Genomic DNA, 20,114 nt, shown 5'->3' on the forward strand with positions numbered 1-20,114 from the left:
TACTCGCAACTGGATTTTAACAACAAGATAAAATTCTTTATTTGCAATACTTTGAGCTTTATGAAATTTTTTGTATACCATGCTTTGTATACCACTATATTGAATTAGCTTATTTGTTTAGATGTTTTTTCTATAAGCCCTATAATATTTTGATAAATTTCAGATTTGTATTTATTATCAGTATTTAAGTCTTGTTGAAGTTGTTTTGCAATAGGTAATATTTTACTAGTCATATTTTGTATTCTTTTTATACAATATGCTTCTTTAAAACCAATAGATTTACCTAGCTCTACAAAGTGTCTTTTCTGTATTTGACAAAACTTATATTTACTATTGACCTTCATTGACATTTTAGCCTTTTGATATGGTTGACCATAAATTATAGTTGATAAAATATCATATAAAGGAGCAAGCTCTATTTTCGAATTTTTATATAATAGTGAAAAGTTTTTTGCATGAGCATCACCATTTCCTATTAAAAAATTGAAAATACTAGCATCAAACAGAGCTATCTTATTAGTTAGCGACATCTTGCCATGTTTGATAAGAGTATTTATTAATTCAAAACAGTCGATAAGTGAAGGCCCACCTTCATTTTGATATTTAATATCTGGTTCAATATCCAAAGCTTGACAAAAATCTTCTTGATGAAGTCTAATAATTTTTCCGTCAGGTGGGACTTCTCTATCATATCTCTCTACTATATAAAAAGGATTATTTTCTAACCAAATAATATCTGGCTTTGAAGTGTTTAACCTTATAGCACTAGCCAATCGCATACAAAAAAATTCATTAAAGACAGTATCATCTAGCTCATCAATTGCTGGTTTAATAATATGAGTAGATGGAGTATTGTGTAAAGGAATAGCAACTTGATTCTCTACGAAAGCAATCATCATTTTATCTTGAGCACCAGCCCCAGAGATTCTAAAATCATCTTCACCAATAAGCAAAGGACGAACTTTAAGTTCATTAAAAAGCCTATAAGCTTCATCATCCTTTAAAATACGATAATCATTATCTGTATGGTTATCAACTGATGGATGTTCATCATATACTGATATAGCGCCAGCACACTCGCCACCAATAGCTTTGAGAAGCTCAAAAGTATTTTTATTAGAGATATGTAAATATTTTGCTAATCTTGATCTAGCAGGCTCATCAGGTAATAATCCAGAAAAAAATGGGTGAACTACATCATGCTTATACTCGTTTACGGATAAAGGAATACTTATGGATATAGGTTGAGCATTTTCTAAATCTAAATATTCTTTTGAATAGCTAAAGCTTAGTTTTGAATCTTGTTTTTTTAGATATCCAATATGTATGTCTTTTAAAAATACATTTAGTTGGTTAGACATTATCAATCCTCCATCCAATCACATCCAACAGAAATTACCAAGCCTAAACTACTAGCAAGTTGTATAACTTTTCCAATATGAGCCGTACTTTTACCATTTTCAACTTCACCTATAAATCTAGTCCCTAATCCAGAAATACCAGCAAGATCAGTTTGAGTTAAACCTTGCTCTTTTCTAGCTTTCCTGATTAATAAACCTAAGTCTTTACTATCAAATATATTTTTTTGCATATCATATTCCCTATCGGTAAGAATCTATATTATAAACTCAAGAAAGATAATATTTATTACCGTACGGTATTATTATATATATTTTTCATATATTTATCCTTAAATATTACAGATAAGGAATATTTTTCTAAAAAATATATGAGTGCAATTTTATCACTTTAAAAGCGTGACACCGTGACAAGCCTTAATTCATCGATACATGTCGGTATACACATTATTCTAACTTATGTGACAAAACCATTAAATGAAGAAAATAATAAAATTACGAGCTGTAATAGAATTAACAAGATTATCACGATCTACGATTTACGATTATATGTCTAGAGGCATGTTTCCAAAACAGATAAGGCTTGGAGAGAACTCAGTAGCTTGGCTTGAGTCTGAAGTAGTTGAGTGGCTCGATGAAAAGATTAAACAAAGAGACGATGCTTAATATGATAACTAATATTAAAGATGCTCAGATTATATTTGAAGAGTTAGCTAAGCTTGATGACCTTCAGTATGAGCGAATATATGAAGAGAAAGCAAAGGAACTCAATGTGAAGCCTTCTTTTGTAACTAAACAAGTAGAAAAAATCAAAACATTAGCAAGAAAAGAAAATGATGATATTGTTGAGAGTATTGATTGTTTTGATGGATCTGTCTGTGGAGTTGAGCTAGCTGATCAAATTGAGAGTATATTTGATAGATATGTATTTTTACCTGAAGGTGGTAATACAGCTATTACTTTATGGATAATGGGAACCTATGTATTCAATTCATTTAGAATATTTCCGAATTTGTCTATTACAAGTCCAGAACGCAGATGTGGCAAAAGCTCAACTCTTGATCTAATTGAGGCACTAGCTAATAAGTCACTATTAACTAGCAACATTACGCCAGCAGCTATTTTTCGACTAATAGAAAAATATCAACCAACTTTACTTATTGATGAAGCTGATACTTTTGTATCTGGTAGGAACGATGACATGATAGGAATTATTAACTCTGGTCATGCAAAAAATAGAGCTGTAATTATTCGAACCGTTGGTGATAATTATGATTCTAAGAAATTTTCTACATGGTCACCTAAGGTTTTTGCATCTATAAAACCATTACAAGGGACAGTTATGGATAGATCTATTGAGGTACGACTTCGTAGAAAAACTATCCACGAAATTGTAGATCGTTTACCAGTAAACTTTAAGGATCAATGTTTAGAAATTCGCTCTAAACTTTTAAAGTGGGGAACTGATCATCAAGATGATATTCGCTTTACCAAAGTATCTTTACCGCGTATTGAAAATGATCGTGCTATGGATAATTGGCATCCACTATTTTGTATTGCGGAGAATTTAAATAGTGATTGGCTTGATAAATGTATCAAGGCTTACAAGGTCATTACATTTAATCGAGATGAGAAGACTAATCAAATACAGCTACTCGAAGATATAGCAGAAATATTTGAAGTCACAAATTACGCGCGTATTTTTACAGCTGAACTAATTTCACATCTCATACAAATGGAAGAAAGACCTTGGGCTAGTTGGCTCCATGGTAAACCTATAAATGCAAATGCTCTTGCTAAAATGCTAGCAGGATTTGAGATTTACTCTTCTACTCTTAGACGAGATTATAACCGAAAAAAAGGTTATAAGCGTTCAGATTTTGAAGATGCATTTAATAGGTATTTGAGCCGAAATAGCTAGATAAATCAGAAATAAAACACAACGGCAAAGCATTAACTTTGGGTGAGTTTTTAGATGACTTATTACTTTTGTCAAAGTAAGTAAATAATCAAGCTAATTTATCAAGCTATTAAATAAACCCCAAAGGCTAGAGTTTCTCAATATCGTCCGCCCTTTATGCTTATACAAGCATTGCTGGGCGTTAGACAGAGCCGATAATTGATTAACTCTTCGCCGCTTCCCCAACAATTTGGGGAATGCTCAGCCCACCGTCTGCGCTACGCTTGACCAACGAGTTTCACACGATGGACTAAAGCCGAGCAAAGCACCCTGTCGCAGGCTAAGGGCACAGTAACAAGTTTGCTAGTCTAAGTTCCATCACGCTGAAGCTGGCAAAACACGTTGGTCAACCCTATCGGGCCGACGGTGGGCAAGGCGTAATGCTTCGCATAATTTAATACTTAGAAACGCTAATGTAAAAACCCAGCGGTCATCTAAATCTACTAGCGTTTCAGATTAGGAGTTAAAAAAATGAAACAACATACATATAAAAGTACAAACAAAAATAGTATCAATATACAGCTATTACCATTCATGCTGATTTTATTACCAGTAATTTCAGCTATAGCGATTTTAATATCAGCAAGCAGTCAAAACTTACAAGGGTTATTTGCAATTTTGGAGAGAGTATCAGGATGCTTTGGATTTCACTCCGACTATGGTTGGCTTTGGCGAGCGGTAATATTTTTCCCATTTTTAAGCGTTGCATATTACATTGGCTATACAATGCTTAAATCTCAGCAACAAACCTTTGGAGTTCAAAGTTTAAGATTAAGCATCAAAGCATTATTTATATTTGTCTTTTCATGCTTTTTGATTGGAGTTGGCTGGGTAATAGCTGTTTATATCTCTAAAGTAATGAATTTTATGAATTTCTACGGAAATATATTTGATAGAGTTGCTACTTTAACAAATCAATATCCATATATAAAAGCTTACTCTTTGCTAGAGGATTATATATGGGCTAACTTAGTATATTTCTATATGACACTAGCTATAGTTGCAATAGTTCATATAGTTTTATCTAAAACTGTATATCCTAGAAAGATTGAGCCAGTATTTAGTGATTATATCTCTAATATAGCTTCTAGTAATAAAAGGAGTGAAGGATTAACCAGCTCAAAAGATGAGCTTGATGAATTAAATTATAAGCTTGATAATCTTAAAAGCTTTGATCCAAGTAAGTATTTCCAAAATCATCGTACTTTTATAGCTAGAGATATAGATAATAAAGCTAAGCCAATTTATATCGATGATAGAAAAATCATTGATAGAGAATTACCACATTTTTCGGTGGTAGGAGCTAGTTCGTCAGGCAAAGGTGTATTCTCGCAGTCTTTTTTGGTGCAAATGATTAATAAAGGTTATCCAGTAATAGCTTTTGATCCTAACAATGATGAGCATGTTATGAAAAATCTAAAGCATAACGCTGAAAAAATGGGTAAAAGATTTCACTGGATTAATTTTAAGGACTATAACAGACCACAAATAGACCTATTACAAGGTTGTAGTCCGTATGAGTTTAAAGAGCTAACTAACTTGCTGTTTCCTTCTTTAAAAATTAAGGATACAGATGGTAACTATTATGCTCAATTCTCTAGAGATGCTAGACAAAACTACTATGAGAAAGAGCTAGATGGTGTTAGCTGTATGTATGATTTGCACAAAAAAGTATTTGATAAGTATGGCGAAGAAGCTTTAAAAGATGATAATGGTAATTTACCGCAGTTTGTAAAAGAATTTCTTAACTTTGCTAACATTGAAATGTTTAAGGTTCAAAATAGCCTATCAATAGCTGATGCTATTGAGGATGGAGATGTTATTTATATATCATGCCCAGAAATGTCAGCAGATGATGAAATAACTTATTTATGTAAAGCTTTCTTTATAAGGATTCTACAGATAATTAAAAATAGAGATCCAAATAATTCTAAACATGTCTTTTTGTTTGTGGATGAGTTCGCAGAATTTGTAAATAAATCTGTTAAATCGGCTATAGAACAAATAAGGAAGAAAGGTTGTACTATGCTAATGAATATGACCAGTTTCGAATCTCTAGAAGATATAGATTCTGATGTTAATGGTAAAGCAGTTATGACGGCTGTTAAGATAAACTCATTAAAGCTTATTTACCAACAGCCACATGAAGAAATATCAGCTAAAGCTAGTAAAATGACTGGTGAAAAAATCATCAAAGTTGAAAGACAGCATATAAAAAGAAATGAAGCCTTAAAAGAGTTAGATCAAATAGCTGAAACTATTCAAACCTCACAAAAGACTAGTGTATTTAGTTCAACTCTTTTAGAAAACCTACCTGCTAAAGTCGGTATTTTTATTGGACAAGGGGAAGCTAAACTAGTACAAACAGATGTACTTAGATATCCAAATGATACTGAATATCCTACTCTTATACAAGCAGAGCCTTATAGCTCAAGTAATTCTAGACCTATTCAAGAAGAGAGTAATGATATTATGGGGGCTTTATGATTGAGACTAGAGGAAGAAAAGATCTGATTGAGCAAGGGCAAATCAGAGTAATGCTAGCTTTAGATTTCTTAGCTGATGAAGTGTATACCAATAGACAAATCCTAAAAGAAGTCTCTGGAATTACTTCATCTCAAGGTATTGGTGGATTTATCAAAAGACTAGAAAAACTAGGTTTTGCTAGAGAGATAAATCTACCAAGTGTAGAAGAACCTAATAAAACCTATAAGATAGTCGGTATAACTTCACAAGGTATGGCTGAAGCTAATCATCTTGATAGAAGAGGTTTTGAAATAAGCAAACTTAAACATAGTCAGTTATTGCATAAATTTCTATGTCAGCAGATACATTTACAAGCTATTAAACAAAACCATAAATATATCAGTGGTAGATGGCTAACTGATGAATGGTTTGGTGGTAAAAATGTCAAACGACCAGATGCTATTATCATTACACAAGATAATCAAAAGATAGCTATAGAGGCTGAGCGAACTATAAAAAGTAAATATCGCTATCAGCAGATAATTGTGCAATATCTAAAAATGATAAAAGCTAATCAGATAAGCAAAGTTAGATATGTAATGCCAGATCAAGCTAAAGCTCAAATGGTTGAAAAAGCTATAAAATCAATAAAATCTGCAACCGTTTCGACTAATGGACAGAAACGTCAGTTTAATCTGACTGATAATGTTTGGAGTTGGTTTGAGTTTGTCATAATCTAATATATTTAATTCTGTATTTCGATTATAAAAAATAATAAACTAATAATTATTACTTTATTATTTTTTTATTTTATTGTGATTTCTAAATTTACTTATCAATCCAGTAATAATTATAAAATAACCTTAAATATACTTACTATTAAGAAATTTTATGAATAAAAAACTTCTTTTTATTTTATGTTTGTTAATATTCGTAGATGCTATAGGAGCAGGTTTAATATTTCCAATAATGCCAGAATTATTTTTTAATACTCAGTATGGACTAGTTAAAGAAGATAGTTTTCTATCAGGTAATATGCTCTATGGTTTATCTTTTGGATTATTTCCATTAGCTAGTTTTTTTGGTATGCCATTATTGGGATCATTATCTGATCAGTATGGTAGAAAAAAAATAATGATATTAGGTTTGGCGGGTATATGTATAAGCGACCTATTATCATGTTTAGCTATATTGGTAAGAGATCCATATATATTTTTATTATCTAGGTTGGTAATGGGGTTTTGTTCAGGTACTTATGTAATAGCAAATGCTGTAATAGCTGATTTGAGTTGTGGTATTAAATCAAAAATGAATAATTTTAGATGGCCTATATTAGCTTTTATATCTGGATTTGTGTTAGGTCCAATAATTGGAAGTAGTTCTACAATCTTAGTAGGGTTACTGTCTTTAACCATTCCTTTTGCGATAGCTTTGTGTTTATCTCTTTTTAATCTAATTTTTATGTATATATCATTTAATGAGATATATTCAACTAATCAAAAAGAGAGAAAGGTATTTAAAGAGCTGTTCAGAGCTATAAACTATATTTTTATTAATAAATCTTTAAACTTACTGACTATAAGCTATAGTTTATTTCAATTTTCTATAGGACTTTTTATACAATCGATATCATTGTTTCTAGCTTATACATTTAGGTATAATATTAGCGATATTGGAATATTCTTTAGTGTGATGTGTATCGGGTTGGCATTGAATGTGTTAGTTATACAACCATTATTATCTAAATATATGAAAATCAGTAAATTAATTATAACAAGTATATCAATAATTGCAATCATGCTAATTATACAAGGAGTATCAGTCTATATAGATGCTTTTATAAGTATAAATGTTAAGCCTGTAATATGGATATCGTCATTAGTGCTTCATATATTTATGCCATTTGCTACTACTGGATATACATCTATTTATTCAGAGTGTATAGTTAAAAAAGAACAGGGTAAAGCAATGGGCGTCCTAGGGCAAATATATTCGATGATGTGGTTTTTATCATCATTTTTTATTGGATACCTAGCCTTAACGTATGAATCAATAATATTAATATCAGCAGGAATATCGGCTTTATTAGCTGCTTTTTTGTTATATGTTCAATTTTTTAAATGAGAGGTTTAATATAATGAATTTATTACAGGAGAAATGGGAAAGAAGAGCTACAGTTAGAAGCCGTCCAAGGGTAGTTTATGACAAAGTTGCTACAGGTTACTATTATCCATTATCAAGAGCACCTTTGGCTATACACCCTAGTATTATATTAAAGGGAGAGAAAGCAATTGAATTTTTATTAATTCAATCCTTATATAAGTACTCAAATGATATTGCTTCTATAGAAACAAGAGTAGTTAATGAAACTATATTGAAAGCTATATCAGATAAAATAGAAGGAGTTAGTTTTGATGAAGAACAAAAAATTAATTTATATACTATTATGGTTGATGAAGCTTATCATGCTTATGTAGCATTTGACTCTATAATTCAAATTAGAGAGGAGACAGGAATTAACCCACTTCCTTTACCTCAGACAATAGAAATAGAGAAAGCAATTTCTGCTATAAAGAAAAAGTTAGATATAAAATATCATAGTGTTTTTGAGTTCATATGTGTTTGTTTAGCTGAAAACACATTAACTAAAGAAATAGTCACTATGACTGATAAAGAAGAAACGCATCCATATTTTCAGAAGATAATAAAAGATCATTTATTAGATGAAACTCGTCACTCAGGAATATTCTTTAAATTACTTTGTTATGTATGGTCTAATTTAAATGAAGAATTTAAACAAAACATAGGTGAAGTATTAGCAGAATTTATAGAGTTATATCTTGACTTGGATGTACAAGTTGAATTTGATAGGAAAATATTAAAATCAATTAATTTGACTGATCAAGAGATAGAGGAAGCAATTAAAGATACTTATGCAAGCTTTAAACTAAATAAAGAGCATCCTATGTTAAAGAATATCCTAACTATATTACATAAAACAGAAGTTATAGATGATTATACGTCTGAGGGATTTAAACAAAGGAATTGGATATAAAATATTATGAGAGAACTATCTATATTCATTGATAAAAACAATCAATATTATGAAGAGCTAAAAGTAGAGATCATTGATTTTGGACATACTGTTATTGAGTCCATGAATGATCAGAAGGTCGATGTGGCAATATATTTTAATTATAGATTTTTATTAAAAGCAAAAACTATTTTATCAAAAAAAGTAGATAATTTCTTATTAGTATCAGACCAAGGTGTTTATATTAACCAAGGGTCTAAAGATAGTTTTAAATTATCGGTAGGGCATAGTATAGATGATATAATTGATAGTTTGATATTAATATCTCAAGATTTGGATATATCTAAATATGATTCAGTAAATTTAGATAAATATTTCAAAGTTACTCTCTCTGATAATGAATATAAGAAATTAATCTATGATTGGAATGCTACCGACAAATATTATCCAAAAGATAAGACAGTTTATCAGTTATTTGAAGAGCAGGTAGAAAAGAATCCGGATAATATAGCATTAATGTTTGAGGGAGAAGAGCTAACTTATGGGAAGTTAAATGAAAGAGCGAATCAGTTAGCTAGATATATAAGGAAGCAGTATAAGGAGTTTACGAACCATGAGCTTAAGCCGGATACGCTGATTCCGCTTTGTTTAGAGAGAAGTTTGGATATGGTTATAGGCATATTAGGAGTAATGAAGTCTGGAGGGGCTTATGTTCCAATGGATCCGAATTATCCAGATGAAAGGTTTAAACATATCCTTATAGATACAAATGCTAGTTTAATTATTACGCAGTCTCACCTAGAGGATAAATTAAGACTGTTAGCTGTAGAGTTAGATAGGAATATAGATTTTATATCAATTGATCTAGTTGTAAATGCTAAGGCTCAAGAAGAGGTTTATGTATATAGTCAGGATGATAAAGTAAATCTATTACCACAAAGCAATCCAACAGATTTGGCATATGTTATATATACATCTGGGACTACTGGACTACCTAAAGGAGTGATGTTGGAACATAAAGGAGTTAATGCTGTATTAGAATATTTGAAAGAAGTTTATGTACTAAATAAAGAAGATAAAGTAACGCAATTTACTTCATATGTATTTGACGTATCTATTTCAGAGATTTTTATTAGCTTAATACAAGGATCTACGTTACATATATTATCAAAAGAAACAATAAATAACGTTAATAACCTATCAGATTACCTTATCAATAATGAAATAAATTATTGTTATTTGCCACCGATACTGTTATCACAATTACCACAAGAAGATTACCCAAAGTTAAAGTCTTTTATTTATGCAGGTGAACCATTAAGTAAAGCTGTTGCGAATTACTGGTCTAATAAGGTTAGATTACATAACATATATGGTCCTACAGAGGTAACTATATATGCATCTCATAAAACTATAGAATTAAATGAGGTTGAACAAATAGGTAAAGCTTTATCAAATACAAAACTATATATTTTAGATTCAAATAAGCAACCTGTTGCTATAGGAGTAATAGGCGAGTTATATATAGGTGGAGCTGGATTGGCTAGAGGGTATCTTAACCGTCCGGGGTTGACAGCTGAGAAATTTATTGTTAATCCATTTGCTACGGAAAAAGATAAGTTGAATGGATATACGCGGTTATATAAGACTGGAGATTTAGTAAGGTGGTTTCCAGATGGAAATATTGAGTATATAGGACGTAACGATTTTCAGGTTAAGATACGTGGCTATAGAATAGAGTTGAAGGAGATAGAGAATCAATTATCTAGCATAGAAGGAATTAAACAAAGCTGTGTATTAGCTAAAGATAAGAATGAAACCAAATACTTAGTTGGTTATTATGTGTCTGATAAAGTGAGTAGGTTAACACAAGAACAAATATTATCTCAATTATCAAATACGTTACCAAATTATATGTTACCCAGTGAATTGGTCGAGATGGAGTGTTTTCCATTTACAACTAATGGTAAGTTGGATAGAGAAAAATTGTTAAATGTAACAGTTAACTCTGTTTATCATACGACGTTTAATCCATATGACAAGATTGAAAAGTTCATAGGAGATATATGGTTAAAAATTTTACCAATAAAACCTGAGATTCTAAATAGTTATAGTAACTTCTTAAGTCTTGGAGGTAATTCATTACTAGTAACTAAAATAGTCTCTTCTATAAATAATAAATATGGGATATTTTTAAAGGCTAGTGATTTGTTTAAACATGTGACTTTAGGGCAATTATCTCAACATGTGAGAGATAATCTAGAATTAAATAAGAAAGATTTTGATTTTAAACCAGAAAAAGATAAAAATACTAGACCTTTTGCCCTTACAGATGTGCAGAGTGCATATTTATTAGGAAGGGTAGATGGATTAACTTTAGGAAATATATCCACTCATATATATATGGAACTATCTTTTGATGAGATAGATGTAAGAAGGCTTGAGTTTGCAATAAATAAACTTATTAATAGACATCAACAATTAAGAACAGTAATAAATATTAATGAGAGTACTCAGTCAATTTTATTTGATGTACCTGTTTTTCATCTTGATAAGGGAAGTACATTGACTATAAGAGAGGAAATGTCTCACCAAGTTTTTAATATTAGTAAGTATCCTTTGTTTGACTTCAAATATAGCTTAGCTGAATCTGGAAAATATATTTTACACTGTGGTTTTGATGCTATAATAACGGATGTTTATAGTTTATCTATTCTATTTAATGACTTAAACAGTTTTTATAATGGTAGTAAGCTTCCTGAACTAGGAGTTTCATTTGATAACCATATAGATTTCTGTTCTAAATTTAAAAATACAAAATACTATAATGATGCTAAAGAATATTGGGCAAAAAAAATACCTGATTTACCAAAATATCCTCAATTACCATTATTAAATCACCCCAATAACATTAAAAAGATTAATTTTATTAATCTTAATAGAGAAATTTCAAAAGATATTTTTTTAAATTTGACTAATAAGGCTGCAGAATTAAATATAAGTGCTACAAGTGTTTTACTATTTTGTTATAGTTTTATTTTATCTAGATTTTCTGGGCAAAATGATTGTTTAATAAATTTAACATTATTTAATCGAGAGTATTTTCATAAAGATATAGATAAAGTTGTTGGAGATTTCACAACTTTAGAGCTTTTTAGATTTTCTTTGGATAATGAAACTAAATTAAAAAATATTTTATTAGAAGTGCATAATAGTCTGTGGGAAGATCTAGATTATCGTAGCTATTCAGGTATCGAAGTCATAAGAGATATTAGAAAGCATCGTGGTTTATCTCCTAATGAGCTAATTGCTCCTTATGTATTTACAAGTGCATTAGGTCATAAGATGTTTCCGGATAATTTTCTTGATGATAAATTTGAAGGTATAAATTATGAATCAGCTCAAACGTCTCAATGCATTATCGATAATATTGCTAGAGAAACTAAACAAGGTATTTCTATTGATTGGTATTACGTAGAACAATTATTTGATCCTGAAGTTATTTCATATATGCACAAATCTTATTGTGATTTAATAGAGTGCTTAGCTGAGGCAGACTGGAATGATAGTTTGCCAAAGATAGAATTACCTAAATTAGATAAGTCAGTAATAGAGCAAGCTAACCGTTATATTCAGCCAGAAGTTGAGTCTACTTTAGTAAGACTATTTACAGATTCATTAAAAGCTTCTCCATCATTTATAGCTGTGGTGGATTGTGATGGGGAATATAACTATAAGACTATATCTGAATATACAAATGCTATTAGTTTATATCTATATGATCATGGATTATGTGAGTCAGGTAGGTTAATAGGAGTATTAAGTGAGAAAGGCTATCAGCAAGTAGTTTCTACATTAGGAATTATGCAAAGTGGTTCGGCTTATTTACCATTACATGTAGATTGGCCAAGAGGTAGATGTGATGAAGTATTGTCAGAGGGTAATGTAGAAACAGTATTATTGTCTAACACTGAATTTAATGGTTGTATTAAAGGAAGTGATATAGAGGTTAAATATAATTGGTTAATAATAGAAGATATTATCAATTATAAATCTAATACTAAGCTAGAGAACTTATCTAAACCTAGTCTAGATGATATAGCATATGTGATATTTACTTCAGGAAGTACAGGTAAGCCTAAAGGTGTAACCATATCTCATAGAGGAGCTGTTAATACTATATTAGCAGTTAATGAGAAGTTTAATATTTATAGTAGAAGTAAGATATTTGCTTTATCAGAGTTAAGCTTTGATCTGTCAGTATATGATATCTTTGGTTTATTAGCTGCTGGTGGAACAATAGTGTTCCCAGATCAGAAGAAGACTAAAGATCCTAGCCATTGGTATGAATTAATAGACAAGCATAATATAACTATATGGAATACTGTACCACAGTTAATGAGCTTATTAGTTGATTATGTAAGAGATAGTAATAAACAATTACCTTCATTGAAAGTTACATTAATGAGTGGTGATTGGATACCATTAAATCTTCCTAAACAGATAAAAGAAGTATGCCCAAATATAACAGTAATGAGTTTAGGTGGGGCAACAGAAGGAAGTATATGGAGTATATGGTATGAGATCAAAAATATAGATCAAGGTTGGAAATCTATCCCATATGGCCAATCTATGCCGAATCAGAAGATGTATGTATTAAATGAATTTGGAGAACATAATCCTATAGGAGTTATAGGAGAGATTTATATAGGAGGGCAAGGAGTAGCATTAGGTTACTGGCACGATGAACAAAAGACTAAAGCAAGCTTTATAGATCACCCCGAACTTGGAAGGCTATATAAGACAGGAGATCTTGGTAAGTGGAATAGGGATAGCTATATAGTATTTGAGGGTAGGAAAGATGGTCAGGTTAAGCTAAATGGCTATAGGGTTGAGTTAGATGAGATATCATCAAAGCTAGCCAAGTTACCTGGAGTAGAAAATGCTTTAGTAACAATACAAGATAATCAACTTGTAGGGTATTTAGTTTCAGAGAAATTTAAAAAGAAAGATAATGAAATAGATTATCAAGCATTTAAATTAGAACAGAAAGGTATTCTTAGAGGTTTAAAAACTATATATAAGTTAAATCCAATTATAAATATTGATAGATATAAACTACGTAAGAGTTATCGTAAATTTGATCATAAAATTGATATTAGTAGTTTAGATATACAAATACAAAAGAAATGTAATCAAAGATCAATACCAACAACCCTTACTCATGAGCAATTAACAGAATTATTGTCACCGCTTAATGGTATTCAATTAGAAGATAGAATATTACCTAAATATCTATATCCATCAGGAGGAAGTGCATATGCTATAAGAGCATTTGTAAATATACCTAAAGGATATATAGAAGGTATAGATGAGGGTGTATATTATTATCATCCAATAGAACATGCTTTACAGCTTTATAGAAAAAGAAAGGTTAAAGGTTTTTCAATAAAATTTAACTTATATATTAATGCGATGAAGCCTCTATATAAAGATGAGACATTGAGGCTAGCTTATCTAGAACTAGGTCATATATTACAGCTATTAAATGAGAAATATCCAGTAGCTTATGAAATACAAGATAGACAAGAAGGAGATTATCATAAACTTGTTAAAGTAACTTTAGGTCAACAATGTATGGCCAACAAATTAAATATTAAAAAGGTAGCTAATGATGGTAACAAGTTCGATAGTTATGATTTAAATTTTCAACCGATAATGTTACAGATATCTGAGTTAGGTAGTATTCTTACAAACTCAAGTGGAATACTAATATTTGAAGCAGATAAGAATCTAGAGTCATATATACAGGCAGGTTATATGGCTCAAGAGATAACTACTAATCTCTATCAGCAAAATATAGGCAGTACAGTATTAGGTTTTAATTTAACTGATTCGTCAGTGTATATGGTAGCTATAGGTGGTATTTCACAAGAGCAAAAGCAACTAAGTGAAGTTAATACGGATCGAATTTATTTAGAAAAATTTATAAGTAAAAAACTTAAGAATTATCTTCCAAAATATATGATACCTGAAACTTATTTGACTATAGATCATTTACCTTTAACTACTAATGGAAAAGTAAACTATAAGAAGTTACCTAAAGCAGAATTGATAAATCAAGATAATTATGTTTCACCTACAACAGAGCTAGAAAAACAGCTTTGTCAAATATGGGAAGAAGTCCTCGAACTCAAGCAGGTTGGGATACGTGATAGTTTTCTTAAACTTGGAGGTAATTCTTTTACAAGTATTAGATTAATAAATCAAATAAAATCTAGTTATAATGTCAGTATACAGGTTTCAGATCTATTTACATATCAATCAATTGCTAGTTTAGTTGATAATTTTAGTTTTAAAGAAATTAGCATCGATGAGAATGAGGATATTCTATGGATATAATAAAAGCAGCGAAAATAATTTATCAAGTCAGATTATCTGGTGGACAAATTTTTTTGAAAGATAATCGCTTGGGTTTAAGAGGAGAAAATTCAAAAATTTTTTTTGAAGAAGTTAAACAAAATAGCGAAGCAATAAAATATTTGTTGAATTTGAATAATCTAAGCAAAAGTGAAGTATTGAAATTATTTATATGTTTATCTGAATCTAAATATCAACTGTCAGACATTCAAAAATCTATTTTTGCTCATGTGGTAAAACTTCAAGATAGTTCAACATATAATATTCCATTGTGGTTTACCTTTAAAGGTAAGGTAGAGTTACATCGGTTGCAGCATTTTATTCAATATATTGTAGCTAGTTTTCCTATACTTCGTAGTTGTATTAACGAAGCAATGGAATTGTCTTTTTTTTCCATAAAGAGTTTTAATATTGATTATTCAGAAATTAAGCTTAATGATATTGAAGTCTGGAAGCAAAAGTGTGAGACAGAAAAGTTAGATTTATTGAATAATCAACTTATTTCCTTTAAAGCAGGATATTGTGAAAAATTAGATGAGACTTATGTTAGCTTTATGCATCATCATATTATTGAAGATGTCTTATCTTTAAGCATCATTAAGAAAAAAGTAAAAGAATATACGTCAGAGGAAGATATCTTAGAAGTAGAAGAGCAATCAAATAAGAATATACACTATTACGATTATGTATTATATGAACAAGTTAAAAAGTCTTATTGTGATCCATCAGAATACTACTCTAGAATTCAACAAGCACTAGCTTTTGAAGAAGATAGTGTAAAAATAGAATTAGATAATAATATAAATGTAGTATCTGGAAAATCTGTAGTTTTTGAGTTTGATGATAAATTAATTAAAGGTATTAAAGAATTTAGCAGAAATTTTAATATTACTGAATTTAACTTATTAATTTCTATTTATGCTTTAACGTTATCTAAAATATATGCTAAAAATAGAATTTTTATTTCAACCACTCTCTCAACAAGAGTACCTCAAGTAATGGAATCGGTAGGACCATTTATAAATGTGTTACCATTCCCTTTTGAATGTGGTGTTAGAGAAATAAATATCTCTGATTTTCTTTCTTTAAACCAGAGAATTCTTAATGATATGTTAGCGTTATCATCTATTTCATTTGATGATGTTTTAGCATATGTTGATGAAGATAAACGTATTATTTTACAAGATTTTGCTTTTACAATGCATAATCTTCCTAACAATATCTATGATGAGTTACCAGTTACAGATAAATTTAAATCACTAAAAGTTAAGTATCCTCTTTCAGTAACAGTTACACAAATTAGCAAAAAATTATTTGCACATATAGAGTTTAGCGAGCGTTTTTACACAGAAAATATGATACAAGACTTTTTTGAAAGTTTTAATTATATTCTTCAGAAAGTAATTTCAAAAGAATATTGCTCATTTAAAGATATACTTTTATCAATAAGTGAGAGTCAGAAAAAGTCGATAAAACTATTAAATCCATCACCACTAAAGAAACCTATGTCTAAGACTATCATAGATATGTTTGAAGAGCAGGTTATAAATTCTTCTGAGGAAATAGCAATAGTCTATCAAGAAGAAAATTTAACTTATCATGATTTAAATTATAAGTCAAATCAGCTAGCAAGAGCTATTTTAGATAAACTTTCTGAAAATAAAACTTATAATTATAAAGGTAGTCGTAAACCAATAATTGGCATTTGCTTAGACCGAGGAATGAATATGGTTATAAGTATGCTAGCTACCTTTAAAATTGGTGCTGTATATGTGCCAATGGATCCATCATTTCCTCAAGATAGAATAAACCATATACGAAGAGATGCTCAGATAGATTTGTTAATTATTGATAATACCTTTAATAGTAGTCTCTTTTTAGAAAAAAAAGATTATTTAAATATTGATTCTCATTATTATAGTCATCAAGATCCACGAAACTTAAATGTTAAAATTTCTGATGATCAGCTTGCTTATATTATTTATACATCTGGTACTTCAGGTTTACCTAAAGGAGTAATGATTGAACATGCTAGTCTAGTTAATTTTTTATTTGGGATCGAAAATATATTTAGCAAGAAAGGAACTTGGTTAGCTGTAACTAATATAACATTTGATATATCTATCTTAGAAATTTTTGGTGCGTTAGTAAATGGATTTAAACTAATAATTGCTCCATCAATAGGGAAAAGAGCCAGAAAAAATAATAAGCTTATGAATGCAAATAAGGAGATAGACTTTAGTTTATTCTATTTTGGGAATCATAATGCTGATAGAGATAATCAATATATAAATAAGTATCGATTATTGCTAGAGGGAGCTAAATATGCTGATGACAATAATTTTTCGGCTATTTGGACTCCTGAAAGACATTTTGGAGCATTTGGTGGCCTTTATCCAAATCCAGCAATTACCAGTGCTGCTGTATCATCAATAACTTCTAATATTAAAATACGTACAGGAAGCTGTGTACTTCCTTTACATGATCCAATTAGAGTGGCGGAAGATTGGGCGATAATTGATAATATCTCTCAAGGTCGTGTTGAATTATCATTTGCAACTGGATGGAATAAAAATGACTTTGTATTAGCTCCAGAAAATTTTGATAATAGAAAAGAAATATTGGAAGAAAAAATAGATATTGTTAAAAAATTATGGAGAGGGGAAAGTATTGAGTTTCCTGGGGTTGATGGAGAATATTTACCTATATCTACCTTACCTCGACCAATACAAAAAGATTTGCCAATATGGTTAACAGTTGCTTTTAATCCTGAGTCTTTTCGTAAAGCAGGAGAACAAGGTGCTCACATATTAACACATCTACTTGGACAATCTTTAGAGCAGTTAAGTGAGAGAATAGAATTATATTACCAAGGATTAGAATCTTCGGGATATGATAAAAAAGATTTTAAAGTTGCTCTTATGTTACATACATTTATTTCAGATGATGAGAAATATTCATTATCTAAGGTAAAAGGTCCATTTAAAGAGTATCTTTCTAGTTCAATTAACTTGTTAAAACAAATCAAAAATGAAGATTTAAATAATATTAGTCAAGAAGAAAGAGAAGAACTTCTAGAAATTGCTTTTCAAAGATACTATTATGAGAATGGTTTGTTTGGAACACCAGAGTCTTCTATTGAGTTTATTGATAAGCTTAAAGGTATTGGTGTTACGGAGATTGCTTGTCTTATTGATTTTGGTATAGATGATGATATTGTAATAAATAATCTGGAACATTTAAATGAACTGCGTAAATTGGCAGTTGCTAATGAAAACACGGATATAACACTATTAGAACTTATTAAAAAGCATGAGGTAACACACTTACAATGTACACCTTCTCTAGCTAGTTTGATCTTTAATAGTCAAGAATTAAGTAATATAAAAAGTTTAGAAAAAGTCTTAGTTGGTGGAGAACCTATGCCATCATATTTGCTTCAGCAAATCCATAAAACAACATCAGCAAAAATATTAAATATGTATGGTCCTACAGAAGCAACTATTTGGGCTACATATGCGGACTTAGGAAAAACAAAAAAAATTACAATTGGGACAGCATTGCCTAATATACATCTGTTTATACTAAATAAAAACTTACAACCTTGTATTCAAGGAATAGCTGGAGAATTATTTATTAGTGGTCCTTGTCTTGCAAAAGGCTATATTGGTAATGCTCAATTGACATCTGAGAAATTTATACCTAATCCTTTTGCAGATAAGAAAGATATAGAAAATGGTTTTTCCAAAATGTATAAAACGGGTGATATAGTACGACTGTTGGGAAATGGCGAAATTGAGTATTTAGAAAGAAATGATTTTCAGGTTAAAGTTAATGGGTATAGGGTAGAACTAAAAGAGATCGAGTCCCAAGTTAATAAGCTCAAAGGAATTAGACAGTCTATAGTATTAGCTAAAGAAAATAAAAAAAATAAATCGCAATACTTAATAGGCTATTATATAGCAGAAATATTGAATACTCTTAATGAAGAGGATTTGCTTGAAACGTTATCCAAAATATTGCCTGAATATATGATCCCTAATGCTCTAATTGAGTTAGAGAGTTTCCCACTTACAGCTAATGGTAAGTTAGATCGTAAGGCATTACCTGATCCTGAGTTTGTTAATGAAGATACATATCAAGCACCTACTACAGAGCTTGAAACAAAGTTATGTAATATATGGCAAGAAGTGTTGAGTCTAAATAGAGTAGGAGTGAAAGATAATTTCTTTAGGATAGGTGGAAACAGTATATTGGCTATTAAGTTATCTCAGAAGATAAGTAAAGAACTTAATGTTAACGTTGGTTTGGCGGACATTTTTAGTTATAAAAACGTATTATCAATATCAAATTATATTATTAATATTAACATATCTCAAATACTTATACCTAAATATAGTCTGGATAGCTACCAGTTATCTTATGCTCAAGAAAGATTGTGGTTTATAGAGCAGTATGAACAAGGACGTAATGGATATCATAGGCCAGTATTATTGTCTTTGACTAGAGATGTAGATATAGAAATACTTAAGAGATCTTTAAAGGCAATAGTTCAAAGACATGAGATATTAAGGAGTGTATTTGTATACTCTCAGGATAAAGAGATTCAAGTAGTCAAAGATGATGAATTATTAATTCAAGTAAAAGAAATTCAAGAAGAACACTTCAAAGTAGTAGTTAATCAATATGTTAAAAATATATTTAATTTAAGAGAAGAGTATCCTTTAAGAGTAGTTATTTACAATGTGGCTGGAGAGTATCGATTATTAATTAGTATCCATCATATAGCTTTTGATGGCTGGTCGACAGATGTATTGTTAAAAGAGCTACAAGCTTATTATGATTATTATAGTGGTCAAGCAGATAAAGTTGATTT

The 20,114-nt window shown here is 30.1% G+C and carries 10 protein-coding genes; 8 read left to right on the top strand and 2 right to left on the bottom strand.

The features are described 5' to 3' along the window. Positions 1 to 104: 104 nt before the first annotated feature. Positions 105 to 1,361: a type II toxin-antitoxin system HipA family toxin gene (locus R8535_RS03125; RefSeq protein ID WP_329496488.1), complete on the bottom strand. Its 1,257-nt coding sequence runs from the start codon at positions 1,359 to 1,361 to the stop codon at positions 105 to 107. Between the two features lie 2 nt (positions 1,362 to 1,363). Beyond that, positions 1,364 to 1,591, bottom strand: a complete 228-nt coding sequence (locus R8535_RS03130; protein ID WP_329496489.1) for a helix-turn-helix transcriptional regulator — start codon at positions 1,589 to 1,591, stop codon at positions 1,364 to 1,366. A gap of 244 nt (positions 1,592 to 1,835) precedes the next feature. On the opposite strand from R8535_RS03130, the gene R8535_RS03135 reads away from it, so the two are divergent. The 8 genes from R8535_RS03135 to R8535_RS03170 all read left to right on the top strand — a co-directional run. Continuing rightward, complete coding sequence (locus tag R8535_RS03135; RefSeq protein ID WP_329496491.1) at positions 1,836 to 2,024, top strand: helix-turn-helix transcriptional regulator; 189 nt, start codon at positions 1,836 to 1,838, stop codon at positions 2,022 to 2,024. Next, a complete protein-coding gene (locus tag R8535_RS03140) occupies positions 1,993 to 3,279 on the top strand; it encodes a DUF3631 domain-containing protein (RefSeq protein ID WP_329496493.1) in 1,287 nt (428 codons plus the stop codon). The genes R8535_RS03135 and R8535_RS03140 overlap by 32 nt, the downstream gene beginning before the upstream one ends. Positions 3,280 to 3,789: 510 nt before the next feature. Continuing rightward, complete coding sequence (locus R8535_RS03145; RefSeq protein ID WP_329496494.1) at positions 3,790 to 5,805, top strand: type IV secretion system DNA-binding domain-containing protein; 2,016 nt, start codon at positions 3,790 to 3,792, stop codon at positions 5,803 to 5,805. After that, positions 5,802 to 6,524, top strand: a complete 723-nt coding sequence (locus tag R8535_RS03150; protein ID WP_329496496.1) for a TriL protein — start codon at positions 5,802 to 5,804, stop codon at positions 6,522 to 6,524. Before R8535_RS03145 ends, R8535_RS03150 begins: the two co-directional genes overlap by 4 nt. A gap of 151 nt (positions 6,525 to 6,675) precedes the next feature. Then, positions 6,676 to 7,908 (top strand): MFS transporter, encoded by a 1,233-nt coding sequence (locus tag R8535_RS03155; RefSeq protein ID WP_329496498.1) that lies wholly within the window; start codon positions 6,676 to 6,678, stop codon positions 7,906 to 7,908. Positions 7,909 to 7,921: 13 nt separating this feature from the next. After that, positions 7,922 to 8,839 (top strand): diiron oxygenase, encoded by a 918-nt coding sequence (locus R8535_RS03160; RefSeq protein WP_329496499.1) that lies wholly within the window; start codon positions 7,922 to 7,924, stop codon positions 8,837 to 8,839. A 6-nt stretch (positions 8,840 to 8,845) separates the two neighbouring features. Next, positions 8,846 to 15,220, top strand: coding sequence for a non-ribosomal peptide synthetase (locus R8535_RS03165; RefSeq protein WP_329496501.1), 6,375 nt, complete (start codon positions 8,846 to 8,848; stop codon positions 15,218 to 15,220). Then, positions 15,211 to 20,114, top strand: a 4,904-nt coding sequence (locus R8535_RS03170; protein WP_329496503.1) for a MupA/Atu3671 family FMN-dependent luciferase-like monooxygenase, incomplete at its 3' end; no start/stop codon positions are given. The genes R8535_RS03165 and R8535_RS03170, both read left to right, overlap by 10 nt.

Origin of the sequence: Francisella sp. 19S2-4 (assembly GCF_036281795.1) — a bacterium.
Lineage (GTDB): Bacteria > Pseudomonadota > Gammaproteobacteria > Francisellales > Francisellaceae > Francisella.

Coding starts and splice junctions, on each gene's coding strand:
- R8535_RS03125 (WP_329496488.1), bottom strand. CDS start 1,361: ATGTCTAACCAACTAAATGTATTTTTAAAAGACATACATATTGGATAT.
- R8535_RS03130 (WP_329496489.1), bottom strand. CDS start 1,591: ATGCAAAAAAATATATTTGATAGTAAAGACTTAGGTTTATTAATCAGG.
- R8535_RS03135 (WP_329496491.1), top strand. CDS start 1,836: ATGAAGAAAATAATAAAATTACGAGCTGTAATAGAATTAACAAGATTA.
- R8535_RS03140 (WP_329496493.1), top strand. CDS start 1,993: ATGAAAAGATTAAACAAAGAGACGATGCTTAATATGATAACTAATATT.
- R8535_RS03145 (WP_329496494.1), top strand. CDS start 3,790: ATGAAACAACATACATATAAAAGTACAAACAAAAATAGTATCAATATA.
- R8535_RS03150 (WP_329496496.1), top strand. CDS start 5,802: ATGATTGAGACTAGAGGAAGAAAAGATCTGATTGAGCAAGGGCAAATC.
- R8535_RS03155 (WP_329496498.1), top strand. CDS start 6,676: ATGAATAAAAAACTTCTTTTTATTTTATGTTTGTTAATATTCGTAGAT.
- R8535_RS03160 (WP_329496499.1), top strand. CDS start 7,922: ATGAATTTATTACAGGAGAAATGGGAAAGAAGAGCTACAGTTAGAAGC.
- R8535_RS03165 (WP_329496501.1), top strand. CDS start 8,846: ATGAGAGAACTATCTATATTCATTGATAAAAACAATCAATATTATGAA.